This window comes from Alcanivorax sp. 24 (assembly GCF_004360225.1).
GTDB classification, from domain to species: domain Bacteria; phylum Pseudomonadota; class Gammaproteobacteria; order Pseudomonadales; family Alcanivoracaceae; genus Alloalcanivorax; species Alloalcanivorax xiamenensis.
This window is the reverse complement of record NZ_SNUA01000002.1, coordinates 319,080-333,316: the sequence shown is the minus strand read 5'-3', so window position 1 is coordinate 333,316 and position 14,237 is coordinate 319,080. Positions and strand designations below refer to the sequence as shown.

11 protein-coding genes are annotated in these 14,237 nt (G+C 63.6%); 1 reads left to right on the top strand and 10 read right to left on the bottom strand.

What is annotated here, in order from left to right; translation table 11 throughout:
* The first annotated feature begins 59 nt into the window (after positions 1–59).
* Positions 60–881: a hypothetical protein gene (locus E0L37_RS04060; RefSeq protein ID WP_205655576.1), complete on the top strand. Its 822-nt coding sequence runs from the start codon at positions 60–62 to the stop codon at positions 879–881.
* Positions 882–956: 75 nt separating this feature from the next.
* Here the strand turns inward: E0L37_RS04060 and E0L37_RS04055 are convergent, their stop codons facing one another.
* From E0L37_RS04055 to E0L37_RS04010, 10 genes are all read right to left on the bottom strand, one after another.
* Entirely contained in the window at positions 957–3,230 is a 2,274-nt protein-coding gene (locus E0L37_RS04055) for an ATP-dependent DNA helicase (RefSeq protein WP_133490512.1), read from the bottom strand.
* The gene (locus E0L37_RS04050) at positions 3,227–4,903 is read right to left on the bottom strand and encodes a VRR-NUC domain-containing protein (protein WP_166642997.1); all 1,677 of its coding nucleotides are present in this window, start codon (positions 4,901–4,903) and stop codon (positions 3,227–3,229) included. The genes E0L37_RS04055 and E0L37_RS04050 overlap by 4 nt, the downstream gene beginning before the upstream one ends.
* Positions 4,904–4,943: 40 nt before the next feature.
* The gene (locus tag E0L37_RS04045) at positions 4,944–6,572 is read right to left on the bottom strand and encodes a dienelactone hydrolase (protein ID WP_133490510.1); all 1,629 of its coding nucleotides are present in this window, start codon (positions 6,570–6,572) and stop codon (positions 4,944–4,946) included.
* The gene (locus E0L37_RS04040; RefSeq protein ID WP_133490509.1) at positions 6,569–6,859 is read right to left on the bottom strand and encodes a DUF2218 domain-containing protein; all 291 of its coding nucleotides are present in this window, start codon (positions 6,857–6,859) and stop codon (positions 6,569–6,571) included. Before E0L37_RS04040 ends, E0L37_RS04045 begins: the two co-directional genes overlap by 4 nt.
* Complete coding sequence (locus tag E0L37_RS04035; protein ID WP_133490508.1) at positions 6,859–7,671, bottom strand: ABC transporter ATP-binding protein; 813 nt, start codon at positions 7,669–7,671, stop codon at positions 6,859–6,861. The genes E0L37_RS04040 and E0L37_RS04035 overlap by 1 nt, the downstream gene beginning before the upstream one ends.
* The gene (locus E0L37_RS04030) at positions 7,668–8,708 is read right to left on the bottom strand and encodes an iron ABC transporter permease (RefSeq protein ID WP_133490507.1); all 1,041 of its coding nucleotides are present in this window, start codon (positions 8,706–8,708) and stop codon (positions 7,668–7,670) included. Before E0L37_RS04030 ends, E0L37_RS04035 begins: the two co-directional genes overlap by 4 nt.
* Entirely contained in the window at positions 8,701–9,879 is a 1,179-nt protein-coding gene (locus E0L37_RS04025; RefSeq protein WP_133490506.1) for an ABC transporter substrate-binding protein, read from the bottom strand. The genes E0L37_RS04030 and E0L37_RS04025 overlap by 8 nt, the downstream gene beginning before the upstream one ends.
* Before the next feature lie 53 nt (positions 9,880–9,932).
* A complete protein-coding gene (locus E0L37_RS04020) occupies positions 9,933–11,447 on the bottom strand; it encodes a surface lipoprotein assembly modifier (protein ID WP_166642996.1) in 1,515 nt (504 codons plus the stop codon).
* A 54-nt stretch (positions 11,448–11,501) separates the two neighbouring features.
* Positions 11,502–12,299 carry a factor H binding protein domain-containing protein gene (locus tag E0L37_RS04015; RefSeq protein WP_133490504.1) on the bottom strand — a complete coding sequence of 266 codons (798 nt, stop codon included), beginning with the start codon at positions 12,297–12,299 and terminating at the stop codon, positions 11,502–11,504.
* A gap of 264 nt (positions 12,300–12,563) precedes the next feature.
* Positions 12,564–14,222: a hypothetical protein gene (locus E0L37_RS04010; protein WP_166642995.1), complete on the bottom strand. Its 1,659-nt coding sequence runs from the start codon at positions 14,220–14,222 to the stop codon at positions 12,564–12,566.
* Positions 14,223–14,237: the final 15 nt, after the last annotated feature.

The following is a 14,237-nucleotide window of genomic DNA, read 5'->3' as shown; positions in this document are numbered from 1 at the left end:
GTACGCCATCTTGTTACAAATATGATCCATATTTGAAAAAATAGGATATATTTCTGAAAATGTCCAATAAAGACAATTGTTGTTATTTTGAGAGCACGGAACTGACGGCTTCGGATCTGGTGCTTGATCTGCTTTCCACCCACGATGCCCGGGAGCTGTCGATCGCCGCGTTGTGCCGGGCCGGCGAAGCCTGCGGCTTGCAGCCACAGAACGTGCGGGTGGCGGTGAACCGTTTGCAGCGTCAAGGCAAGGTCATCAGCCCGGCCCGTGGAATCTATGCCCTCGACGCCACGGGTAATACATTGATCGGAGACGTCCGCAACTGGCTGCGCAAGGAGCAGCAGGCGGTGGCCTGGGATGGCGGCTGGGTCGGTGTCATCGACGCCGCCGTGCCACGACGGGAAAAAGTGGCCTGGCGCCGTCATGAACGGGCCCTGACGTTGCGAGGATTTCGTGCTCTGGAAAACAGCGGGTTGTGGCTCCGTCCGGATAATCTGGTCGGCGGTGTGTCAGCGGTGCGGGAGGACCTGAAGCGTCTGGGACTGGCCCCCGCGGCGCGGGTGTTCGGCGTCAACTCGCTATCCGGGCGGGATGAAACCCGGATCCGGGCACAATGGGATACCCGGGCGATGATCCAGGCCTATCAGGACGTTGGCCGACGTTTGCAAGCCAGCGAGGCGAATCTGGACACCCTGCCGCTGGATCAAGCCGCTCGCGACAGTCTGTTGCTGGGACGCACCGCCATCCGCCTGATCATCCATGATCCCTTGCTGCCCGAGGCCCTGATGGGCGGTGATGAACGTCATCACCTGATCGATCAGGTCCGCGCCTATCAGGTCAGAGCCAAAGCGTTGTGGGCGCGGTTTCTGGAGGACGGCTGACGATCGAGCCTCCGGGCACTCCGGGACACCACCGCGCCGGAAAACGCTACTCAGCCCTGGCCCGAACGGCAAGCATCAGCCGCACCGCCACCACCGCGGCAGGAGCGCTCGCACCCTGGGGAGGGCAAAGCGGTCGTCGATCAGATGCACCACGCCTTCGTCATCACCGGTGCGGATCACCCGGCCGGCGGCCTGGACCACTTTGCGCAGCCCCGGATACAGATAGGTGTAGTCGTAGCCGTCGCCGAACAGCACCGCCAGGCGCGCTTTGAACTGTTCGTTCACCGGATTCATCTGCGGCAGCCCCAGCGTCGCCACGAAAGCGCCAATCAGGCGTCGGCCGGGCAGGTCGATGCCTTCGGCGAAGGCGCCGCCGAGCACCGCGAACCCGATCCCTTTCCCGCCTTCTTCAAAACGATCCAGAAACGCCTGACGGGCGTCTTCGTCCATGCGCCTTTCCTGGGACCAGACCGGCACGTCCGGATGGGCCCGGCGAAATACCGAGAGCACGCCTTCCAGGTACTCATAGCTGCTGAAGAACGCCAGGTAATTACCACGGCGCTGCTGGAACTGATCACCGATCAAGGCGGCGATTGGCGCCAGAGAAGCCTGGCGGTCACGATAACGGGTGGAGATGCGATGGCCGATGCGCACCTGTAATTGCTCCGCCCGGAACGGCGACGGCACATCCATCCAGGCGGTGGTGTCCGGCAGCCCGAGCAGATCGGCATAGTAACGGGGCGGGCTGAGCGTGGCGGAAAACAGCACCGCCGCCGACGCGCTTTCAAACCGCGGCGCCAGCAAGGCCGCCGGCACCACGTTACGCAAGCACAAACACGAACCGGGGCGGCCACGGGACGGGACGCGCCAATGGCTGTCAAACAGAAAGGCATCACTGTCGAACCGTTCCGCCACCCGATTGAAATGCAACGCATCGAAATAGAAACGGATCAGATCGCTGTCCAGGGCTTCCGGTTGTTCGGCCAGGAAATCGGTGATCGCCGCCACGCCCTGCTGCAAGGCGAAAAGAAACCCCTGGGGCGGATCATCATGAACGCGATAGTCGGTGTCGGGCTGGGCCTCCTCGGTCTCCTTATTAAGCGCGTTCCAGTGCCGGTGGATGCGTTCGAACGCGCCTTTCAGGGATTTCGGCACCTGCTTTTTCACGCGGCGAAAGGCGATCTGATCCAGTTCGGCGGAATACATGCCACGGGCGCGGTCCACCAGGTTATGGGCCTCATCCGCCAGCACCGCCACGCGCCACTGGTTTTCCGTGGTGAGCCCATGCAACAGCGCGGAAAGATCGAAGTAGTAGTTGTAGTCTCCCACCACCACATCACTCCAGCGGGCCATTTCCTGGCTGAGGTAATACGGGCAGACGTCATGTGCCAGGGCCACCTCGCGCAATGTCCGCCGATCCAGTATCGGGGACTCGGCAGCCGCCTGCCGGGCAGCGGGCAGACGATCATAAAAACCCGACGCCAGCGGACAGGATTCTCCATGACACGCCTTATCCGGGTGTTCACAGCTTTTCTCCCGGGCGATCATTTCCACCGTACGCAACGGAATCGTGCCGTCACTGGTAAGCGTGCGCACCGCGTCCAGCGCCAGCTTCCGCCCCGGCGTTTTGGCGCTGAGGAAAAACACCTTGTCCAACGCCTGCCCCGGCGCCGCCTTTAACAACGGGAACAGGGTCCCCAGGGTCTTGCCAATACCGGTGGGAGCCTGGGCCAACAATGGCCGGCCGGTGCAAGCGCTCTGATATACCGATTCCGCCAGTTCACGCTGGCCGGAACGGAACCGGGCATGCGGAAAAGCCAATGCGGTCAAGGCTTGATCCCGCGCCTGACGATGGGCCAGTTCACGGTCCGCCCATTTCAGGAAGCGTTCACAGTGTTGTTCAAAAAAACCGTTGAGAGCCCCTGCCTCATGAACTTCCCGCAGCGGCGTTTCCTTCTGCTTGACCACATCGAAATAAACCAGCGCCAGTTCCACCTGGTCCAGGCCGCGCTCACGACACAGCAAAGCGCCGTATATCTTCAACTGTGCCCAATGCAACGCCCTGTGGTTGGCGGGCTGCCGTTCCAGATCACCGCGAAAGGTTTTGATTTCTTCCAGGCGGTTACGCCGGGGATCGTAACCATCGGCCCGGCCACGCACACGCAAATGACGGTAGTCACCGGCCAAGAGTACTTCCCGTTGATAATGCTCACCGCGACGGCCGGTGACCGTGGTATGTCCGGCAATGCCCTCCTGAGCGGTGGGCGAGGGAGTGAAACGCAAATCCAGGTCGCCGCTTTTGGCGGTGAATTCCGCCAGGGCGCGTACCGCCACGGTGTAGCGGCTCACCCCGTCTCCCGCCAACGCACATGACACACCGCCACCGGAATATCGTGCTGCTGAAAATAGTCGAGCCAGCGCCGCTGATTATCCTGCAGGCGATCACCGGGCCCCTTTACTTCCACCATCCGATAACGGCGCTGGCGCGGCCATAGCTGAATCAGATCCGGCAATCCCGAGCGGTTGGCGCGTGGATCGGCCAGCAGGCGCTCAAAGCAGAGGCGCAGATGCTCAGCGGGAATGCAGTCCAATACCTGAGTCAGCAGTTCCGAATCGAGCGCGTCCCAAAACAGGAACGGTGACAAACGTCCCTGCTTTTCCTCGAAACGTTGCAGGATCACGGCACGATGGCTGCCATCATTCAGACAGGCCAGCGCCCGTTCAAACAGCTCCCGGCGGCGACTGAAAAAGTCACCCCGGTACAGGTCCGCCGGTCCGCTTTGAAATGGATGAAAAAAGGCACCGGGCAGAGGCGCGAACAGCGCCTCCCAGCACAACAGCCCGAACAGACTGTTGATCAGGGTGTTTTCCACGTAGTAGACCGGTTCCGAGGCGGTCCGCATATGGTTCCTCACCGCCAGCTCCACCCATGGATAATAGGGCAGCGTCAATTCGAACTCATCATGCGTCGGTATTGCCCCGGCGCGCCGCACGGGCTGTCCGAGTTTACGTTGCAGACGGGGCAGCACCCGCTGCACCTGCTGCCTCTCCGCTTCGTTACGAGGCTGTGCCTCGGCGCTCCGGGCCAATTGGTAAGCCTCGTCATAGCGGCCGGTTTTTTCCAGGACCCGCAGCTCACGGGCACGAGCCTCGGCGTAATGGCATCGCTGATACAAAGTCAGGGCGGCCTGTTCCTCGCCACGCCGCTCCCTCTCCCGCGCCACCTTGAACAACAACTTGTGTCCGCGCTCACGCAACCACGGGTTGTCCGGCAACGCTTCCAGGCGCGGCAGCAGCGCCTGTTCCAACGCCGTCAGATCGCCATCACCGTCAAACTGCTGCCGGCAAGCGGCCAGGTCGAGATAGGCATCCACCTCCTCGCGACACTGAAAGGGGCGTGAGGCGCGGGACAAGGTCACGGTTTCATACAGGAAGGTGCCTTGTTCGGCGAGCACGAACTCGGACCAGTCCTGGTGCAGATTGCCGAAAAACATCAATCGCAGGCGGTCGCACAGGGGCCGGATGCGCAACCGATAGACCGACACACCGTCCCAGCCCCACGCCTTCGCGGTGCGGGCCTGATCGCCGTCTTCCCGCAGCGCCGCCAGCCAACTCGTCTTGCGCGCCGACAGCGCCAGGCCCCGCTCCGCCAGACGCTGGCGCAAAGCCGACTTCAACTCATCACGGGTACAGAGGGCAAACAGCGTCTCCAATGTCAGGAGCGGGTCGCCATCAACCCAGCCCGCGCTGATCAGCGGCACCATGGCGACAGCCGTGTCGCCAACTTCACGGTAGCCCAGCCGGTCCCCGCGGAAATACTCGCCCTTGCGCATCACCATCCGCGCCAGCAAGGCACGGCTGGGCTCCGGCAAAGCGCGAAAGGCCTCCAGGAATTCAATTTCCTCCGGCGCCAGCAGATCGCCGTGGCGCTCCCCCACCCAATCCAGCACGGTCTGGAAGTTGTGCAGGTAGTAGAGCGGATCGGCAAGATCGGCGGTATGTGGACGAGTTGCACTGATCATTTGGCTAGCATACCAATGGACAGTAAGCAGTACCATAACCTCAGCGAATGCCAGTGGCCTTACTCGATACGATGCGTTCCCTGATCCTCGCCCGTTGCGCCTCTGATTTTGCCAGCCACCATTGGCGGACATAGCCATTGTCCAGCGGCGTCAGCCACTGGGGGTACTTCTCTATCTGAGCCTGGGGAAAGCCATTATCGGCGCCTTTCAGATAATGATCGAAGAAGCCCAGCACCAAGGCGTTCTGGCCGCCGATCATGACATTGGCCGGCGTGGTGCCAAGAAAACGGTCCCGCAGCGGGCGGTGCATGAACCAGGTGAAGTCGGAGAAACCCAGGTGCATGGCGCCGTTGAACTGTATCCGGTGCACCTGCTCCGAATCGCCGGCCTGCTCGAAACGCTGATAGGAAAACTCGTTGAAGCTGCGAGGCCGCGCCGGGATTTTGCCCGCCTTGAGCCGGTAGAATCGCTCCTGATCCGAGTGCAGCATCAAAAAGGGAACCGGCATCTCCGCATCAAAAGCACCGGGGTGATAATTGAGCCCGTCCAGGTTGACCCCGGCCGCGCAACGCGAGTCGGTCAGGCACAGCCCCCCCGTTGTCGAGCCGCCGAAGGACATGCCGATCTGTCCGGTGCGGGTGACATCACCGGCCGCCACCACGTCCGCCACGGCATCGGGCACCTCCCCGGCCGCCAAGCGATCGAGCACGAATTTCCGGTCCTCGATCCAGACCCGGGGGCTGCGTGTGGCGATGCGGGCGCCCTGCTCTCTCGAGGCTTGCCAGTAGTCGAGATGCCCTTGCAGGCGCTGATCCAGTGTTTCGCCGGTGAGCGCCGCGCTCATTCCCGCCGGCCGCTTATCGTCATGGGAACGCCGGGCCAGCTCCGCCGCCATCGGCACCACTTCCCCATTCGCAAACACCGTGGCGGACGCGTCTTCACTGTGCTGGATCGCGTACACCAGGTAACCATGGCTCGCCAGTTCTTCCATCAAGGCGGTGTTCTGGCCCAGGAATGACATATAGCCGTGACTGTAGATCACCACCGGCGGCCGGTGCGCCGTGGCGGCCAGCGGCGCCCCTTCCCGGGAGTGGGTTCGCACGTGTTTAAGCGGGCTCAATAAAAACGGCGCGCCGATCAGGCGGCCAAGTCCCTGTGCGGTGGTGCGCGCCTCGGCGTGGGAAAAGTAGCGTTGACGCTCCCCTCGAGACGTGGCGCTCGCCGGATACCAGACGCGTATCAGCAGGCGACGCGGTCCCTCCTCACCGACACCAAAAGCGTCCTGGCGCGACCGGTCCGTGAGTTCGAAGGTGCGCACGCCCACCGGGTGGGGACCGGTCGGCGCCGGCAGATCATTCAGCGGAAACAGATAAAGCAGACCGACGGCCATCACCGCCAACAGCGCGAACAGCGTGCCCGACACCCACGGCAACGCCCGGGAAGAACGCCGGCGGCGCCGTTCCAGCGGCAAGGCCAGCAGGAACAATCCAGCGGCGACAGCGCCGACGGTGGCCTGCCAGCGATCATCGAGAACACCAAACACTCCCGCCGCCAAGGCCACCAGCGCGGCCAGGCGCAACACCGGAGCGCGTGCCGGAAACACCGGTATCCACCAGGCGCCGACGAACACCAGCAGAGCCAATATCAAAACCCCGTCCGAAATCATCATCGATCCGTCTCCCGCCACTGTATTCGCGGCTGTTCCTGGCGGGCGAAGCGGCGCAGATGGTCGTCAATCACATAACGCATCCGTTCGGCGGCGGCCTGATCCATGACCCGGCCATGAATCCGCAATCGCCGCTGGTCGGCGTGCAACCGGCATTCACCGAACGGAAAATCCACCCGCGCCTGGTGCTCGTCGAACTCCACCTCGACTTTATGCTGGAAGTGCTTGCACAGCTTGGTCAGATACAACGGCGCCCGGGTCGTTTCGACCTGGCCCTCGAGTTCGATCATTAAGGGTTCTCCGGTTCACGAAGCAATTCATTGATGGGCAGGGCGCGGTCCGCCAGCGCCAGTTTGAACCCCAGCGAACAGCGTTCCACCCGCCCTTCCACCCCATAGGCACGGCGCAGAATGTCGGCGTTCAAGGCGCTATCCGGCGCTCCGGCGGCCAGTACCGCACCGTCGTGCAGCACGATCATGCGGTCACAGAAGCGCAGCGCCAGGTTCAAATCGTGCAGAGCGATCAGCGCCCCGCTGTGACGCTCGCGGCAATGGTCACGCACCGTTTCCAGCACCTTGAGCTGCCAACGCAGATCCAGCGCGCTGGTGGGTTCATCCAGTAGCAACAGCCGGGGCTGGCGCACCAGCGCCTGGACCAGCCCGATCATCTGCCGCTGGCCACCGGACAGTTCGCTCAGCGGACGCAGCCCCAGGCCCGTCAATTCCAGGCGCTCGAACAGCCCGGCGAGACGCCGCTCCAGTTGTTCGCGGTTCAGTGGTGACGGCAGCGCCCGGCTGCCGCTGAGCACCGCCTCATAGGCCAGCAAGGCGCTGCCCTGGGGCAACGCCTGAGGCACGTAGGCCAGGCACCCGGCGCGGCGGGTGGCGTTGAGAGGCTGGATGTCCTCCCCGTCCAGAACCACGCGGCCGGTACCCGGCTGCAACCCGGCCAGCGCCTTGAGCAAGGTCGATTTTCCGGTGCCATTGCCCCCCACCAGGGCCACCACCTGCCCCTCTTCAAGCGGTGGTGGGTTGAGCCCGTGCAACACACGCCGCCGGCCATAGGCCACGCGCAGGTCGTGGATTTCCAGCAACGCCGTCATCGGCACCGCCTCTGGCCCAGCACCAGGGCCATGAACAACGGCACCCCCACCAGCGCGGTGACGATGCCCACCGGAATGATCAGACCGGGAATCAGGCTCTTGCTGGCGATCGACGCCAGCGACAGCATCAGCGCCCCGGCCAGGGCACTGCCCGGCAAATAGAACCGGTGGTCCTCGCCCAGGGTGATGCGCGCGATGTGCGGCGCCACCAATCCGACGAAGCCGATGGTGCCGACGAACGCCACCGCCACCGCCGACAGCAGGCTGACCCGCAGCAGCACCCGCACCCGCAGCCGATCCACGGCGATGCCGGCACTGCGGGCCTGCTCCTCGCCGCCGCGCAGGGCGGTCATCGCCCAGGCGCCGCGCAACGAGAACGGCAGGCACAGGGCCAGCACCGCCGCCACGATGGCGACCTTGTCCCAGGTGGCCCGCCCCAGGCTGCCGAAGGTCCAGAACACGATCTGCTGCAGGGTGTCGCTGTCGGCGATGAATTGCAGCATGGCAACCATCGCCTCCAGGGCGAACACCATGGCGATGCCGAACAGCACGATGCCTTCCACGCCGTTGCCCACGCGGCGCAACAGCAGCAGGATCAGCGTCACCGAAAGCGCCGCGCACAGGAAGGCGCCGATCGGAATCAGCCAGGTGCGCGACAGCGGTGGCCAGTGAAGATCAAGCACGATCACCAGGGAGGCGCCCAGGGTGGCGGCGGCGGACACCCCCAGGGTATACGGGCTGGCCAGCGGGTTATTGAGCGCGGTCTGCATCTCGGCGCCGGCCAGCCCCAGGGCGGCGCCCACCACCAATCCGATGACGGCGTAGGGCAGCCGCACCTGCCAGAGGATCACCGCCTGGCCACGGGACAGGCTGTGCGGCGCCCACAGCGCCTGGAAAACCTGCCCCAGCCCGAGGCTGGAAGGGCCGGTGGCGGCGTCCGCCAGCAAACAGATCAGCAACACCAGCAGCAAACCCGACAACGCCAGAACGCGGCGCCGCACCCGCCGTCGGTAGCCGGCGGCCAGGGACTCATTCATCCGGTCGCTGATCCAGGCTGACCCAGTATTCACCGTCCAGCGGCAGCGGCTGGAACCGCTGGTACAAGGTGGCCAGGGTGTCCCGCGGGTTCAGATCGGCGAACACCTCCGGGTGCAGCCACTTGGCGATGGCCTGCACCGCCACCACGTTGAACGGCGAATTGTAGAAGTGGTGCCAGATGGCGTGGGCCCGCCCTTGCCGCACCGCCTCCAATCCGGCGAAGCCGGGCCGCCGCAAAACGTGTTTCAGGGAGGCCCGCGCCACCGCCTGGTCGGCGCCCACGCCAAGCACGATGCGCTCGGGCTGCTTGTCAGCGCTCGCCACGGCGCCGATGGCGGTGCCGATGTACACCCGCGGCTGCGCCTCCAGCAGGTATTCCAGACTGATCATGCCGGTTTGCCCGGGCACCTTGTCGGCGGCCAGATTCAGACCGCCGGCGGCGTCGATGTAATCGGCGAACAGCCCCCGGGCGATGGTGTGGCAACACTCCTGGATCAGGCCCACCCGGTCTTCCAGAAACACCGTCGGCCGTGCCTCGATACCCGCCACCCTTTCGGTCACCCTGCGCAATTGCTCGCGGTAATAGCGGTTGAAGCCGGTGGCGACGTCCGGCTGGCCCAGCAAGTCACCGAGCACCGTCATGCTGCGGGTGGTGTTGGTCAGCGGATGCTGACGGAAATCGATGAACACCACCGCGATGCCGGCGGCGGCGAGGCGGTCCAGCACCTCGGTGGAATGCGGCGTGGGGCCGTGCCCCTCGAGACCAAACAACGCCACCTGGGGTGTCAGCGCGATGGCCTGCTCGATGCTGAAGCTGGCCTCGTTGGAGCGCCCCACCCGGGGCACATCACGCAAGGCGGGGAAGCGTTCGGCGAAGGCGCCGTAACTGGCCGGGTCGAGCCGCTCGAACTCGCCGAACATGCCCACTACCCGCTTGACCGGGTCGTCGTGGTCGAACATGGCCAGGGTGGGCAGGTAACGGCCCTCGCCAAGCAGCAAGCGCTCCACCTTCACCGGCACCTCGACGGTACGCCCGGCCACATCGGTGATGCGATGGGTGTCGGCGGCCCGGCCCGGCGTCGCCAGGCAAGCCAGCAGGCAGAACAATAGCAGTATGCCGAGGTCGGAGTCTGGCCGGGCGGAACGGGCCCGGATGGCCGGCGTCTTCATGGTGGTCCCCTTCTGTGCTTTTCCATCGTGGTGTGTTGCAAGCGTGGTTTCTTTCAAAGACGTTTCTCGAACGTCAACAGATACTGACGAATGGTGCGCGAATAAATTTCGGGCAGGTTGCTGTCCACCTTTTCCATGCGAAAACCGAGCGAGGGCTCGATGCCCCAGAAGCGCAGCCGGGAATGGCCGATATCAAGCACCACATTGGCGCGCCGGTCCCGGCGCTGTTTGGCGAACAGGGCGTTCTCGCCCCGGTACTCCCGTTTGCCCCACTGCACATAGGCCAGGGTATCCAGGCCATTGCGCCACTGTTTCTTGATGCCCAGATTGGCGCCGCGCTGGGTAAAGGATTCGGTCTCGATGCCGAGTTTTTCCCGCTGCCAGACCAGCCCGGCGAACAGCACGGCGTTGCCCGGCAGCACCCGCAGCAGGCCGGGCGTGACATGGAAAACATCGCCGCCGAAGTCGGCCAGGCCATCGTCCACATAGTCCTTGTCGAACCAGCGGCCATGCAGCGTCGCCTGCCAGCGCGGCGACAACCAGCGCCCGTAACCGGCGCTGGCGCCCAGGGCCTCGGTGTAGCGCTCACCGTCCAGCCAGCGCCAGTCCAGCATCGGCCCGGCGTACAGCCAGGAGCGGGAATCCTGCCATTTGTACTGCAAGTTCAGGGTGGCGGCGCGCTCGTTGAACGCCTGCTCGCTGAAATAGTGCAGGCCGTCCAGTTTCAGGTCCCAGCTCAGAAAGTGGTGCCCGCCCAGGTTGCGTTCCTGATCGAACAACAACGAATAATCCGTACCCAGGGAGTCTCGCGGCATGTTCTCCCGGTTCTTGACGAACACCCAGCCGCCAATCGTCAGATAGCGCTCGTCGCTGGCCTGGTTGACGTTGTCATTGTGCACCAGGCCGACACGAACCCGCGTATTGAGGCGCTGCCGTTGTTGAATCCGCCCGAGGAATTCCTCCGCCAGCGCGCGGAAGTTTTCCGCCACCCGGGGCGTATCCCGAATGCGCAGGAACTGCCCGCGCGCCTGACGGTACTGGCGGTTCTCGAACAGCATGGCGGCCAAGTCGAAGCGCACATAGTCGAGCGCCGGGTCCGCCTCCAGCATCGCCCGATAATGGGCGATGGCCTGACCATGCCGGCCTTGCTGGCGCAGCAGGGCGCCGCTGACGTAGTGCACCAGCAGAGGATCGTGGCCGGGGGCCTGGCGGTACAGCGGCAGCACCCGCGCCAGGGTGTTCCAGTCACGGCGCTGGAGCGCGGTATTGATGATAATCTCGGCGATGCGCGGATGGCGCCGGACCTGCTCGTCGGTGAGCTCAGGCGGCCGCTCGCCCTGATCCTCGGCGCCGGGGCGGGCGCGTCCGGGCGCCGTATCCGGTTCCCGGAACCGTTGCCGGTCTTCCAGGTCGGGGGACAGCAAGCGGGAGTCTTCCAATGGCCGGCCACCCGACGGCGACGAGGGCGCTGATTGCGCCAGCCCGGCGCGGCATGCCAGGAGCAACAAAACCACCAGTGCCGCCCCCCAAAGGCGGCGGCACTGGTGGCGAAAAGAAAGATCGGGCATGGGCCGCGCGCGCCGGCCGATGCCCGGTCCCGAAAGGCTAACCAAACCCATCAGTTAGCGTACACCGGCGAAGCCATAGCCGCTCACCATGGCTTCCAGTTGCCCGCCGTAGATGCCACCAGCGACTTCTTCGGCGTTGGGGCCATACACCCCCAGGTCATAACTGGAATCCGTGTACTGGGTGGTACCCGAGGCATCGGTATAGTCAAGAGTAACGTCCCCTCCAGTGATACCGAGACGACCATCGGCCTGGGTGGTCACCGGCGTGCTTTCAAGCGTACCCGATACGGAAAACAGGCCCGTCACCGGCCGGTTGCCACTTACACCGGTGAAGGAACCGGATCCGGTGGCGCTACCGGAACCGTCCACGGTAATGGTGTAGACCAGGGTGCCATCGGCATCGTAGGTCTGCCCGCCGGTGGAGTACTGATCGATATGGTTGAACACCACGCCGCTGTAATTGTAAGTGGTGTTATTGGGTAACGACGTGGTGGGATCACCGACGATATCGCGAACGAACTGGCGGTTATGCCCGGCCGCGTTGGTGGTATTGCCCACCACGGTGGAGTACTGCTGCTTGTAGAAGCGGTAGGCCACGTTGACGGTATTGCCATCGATGGTCTGCTGGCTGGCGATCCGGGTAAATCCCGGGTCGAGGTCGTCCACATCGAAGCTGTTTACTATGGGCGAGCCACCAACACCGTACTCCACGCCATTGTAGGTGAACGTGCCCACGTAATCAGGGCTGCTGAAAGTGACGGTATCGCCATCGATAAAGCCGACATCGGCCATGGCCACCGTGGAGGTGGAGAGGGCGGCGGCGATGGCCGCGCCAAGAGTCCATTTACGCATTGTCCTTACCTCTTGATCGAGAATGGAAGTGTGTCAGCCCGTTGCCGCTCTTCCCCGGTCCGGAATACGGAGCGCAAGAGCCACTTCTCAAGATACAGAACGCAAATGAGAATTGTTTTCATAAACGGTCAAATTTGTTTGCGTATCAATCAATTTTCGTCCTGTTGGGGAACCCGAACGGAGCCTCCCGCCCCTAGAAAAAAGCGGGTGCCGATTCTCACCGACACCCGCTCCGGCCTCTCCGGGGAGACCCATCCCTCCAAGCTATTCCGGAATCGCCACCTCGGTAACGAAGGGCTGCCCGGCCTCGTCGGTGATCTGGCGGGTGCCTTCCGGCGTGCCGTCGGTCAGCCAGAAGGTCACCTCCACCTCGGAGGCCAGCAGGTAGGTACCATCGGAGCGGCTGTGGAGAAACACGGAATCGATCAACAACTGGTCGTCATCGCCATCGATTTCCCTGGGAAGGATAAAGCGACCACAGGGCGTGGGGACGCCACCCTCCCCTTCCTCCAAACACAGGTCCGGCTCGTGCTCCGGCGGCTGGCACTGCCAGCTTCCTGCCACCCGACTGCACTCTGCCTGAGCCGGCCGCAGAGTCGGATGATTCTCGGAGAGGTTGGTCAGATCGGTGCCGTCATAACTCCACAGGTTGTTGTCGTCCCCCAGGAACACCACGCGGTCGCCGGTGGCGTACAGGGAGGTGGAAACAAAGTCGATCGGGCCGGTTTCCGCTTCCAGGGTGGCCGCTGGAACGGCGGCCTCGTCGCCGGGGGTGTATTGCCAAAGCTGCAAATCATAACCGGTATAGCTGTTGCCGGTGCCTGCCAGGAAGAACAGGGCCTGCTCCGTGGCCACCAGGTCCTGAATCTGTGTATCCAGCGTGGTGAGGGCCCGGGTGCCGGCCTCGGTGCCGTCGCTGACCCACAGTTGCTGGCTGTTGTCGGTATCCTGGAAGGTCACGTAGAGCTTGCCGTCCAGCACCACATGGCGCTGCAATAGAGAACTGTACTCCGCCTGGTGCAGCAGGACCGTCTGGCCGTCCTGGTCCAGGGCGCCCAGATACGTCCTATCAAACAGGGCCACCCGATCATCACTCAACGCCTTGAGGTAGGCGGTATCCGTCAAGCCGCCAATAACTAATCCCCAGTCCGCCTCCACGTCCAGAACCTGCTCCGGCTCCGCGCCTTCGGTGGCCAGGTCCCGCCGCCAAACTTGTCGATAGCGAGGACTGTTGGACGACACCCCGAAATAAAAAAAGTCCCCCCTGGTCGCCACAAGATTGGGTCGTATATGAACCGTTTGCCCCTCCAGCTGAAGTCGGTCGCCGAGGGTCTCGCCGTCGCTGACCTGGGTATAGGACACCGATTCCGCATCCTGGCCGCTGATATAGAGCCCCTCGCCGCCCACGGCAAACAGCGTCATATACTCCGGCGGCAGGAAGTCGTCGCCGAAGGCCTTTTCGGCGCCGTCGGCATCCAGCGGCGCGCGCCAGAGGGTTTCGCTGTCCAGAACATCCAAGGCGGTGAAATAGGCCGAATCCTTGAATAAGGTCAATTGATGGTTAGTGGCAAAACTCGCTCCCAGGCTGTGCTTGACAAAGGTACTTTTTGTAATCCTGAGTTGATCGTCCGGGTCGGCCAGTGCGCGTTCGTTACTGGCGTCCTCCACCCAGCGGGCCACACCGTCATTGAGGTTCAGGTTCACCCAATATCCCTGAAGGCTCCAGGTATTGTATTGATACTGGTTGTAATCCCTGGCCAGGGTGACCAGGGCGTAAGACGGTTCGGGCTCGGGATCGCCCGGGTCACCGGGGTCCGGGCTACCGCCACCGGAACTGGAGCCGCCGCCACCGCCGCAACCGGACAGCATGGTCAGGGCAATCAACAGGCTGAACAGCCCATACAGAAAGAAGGATCGTTTCATCGCGGTTTCCTTTGG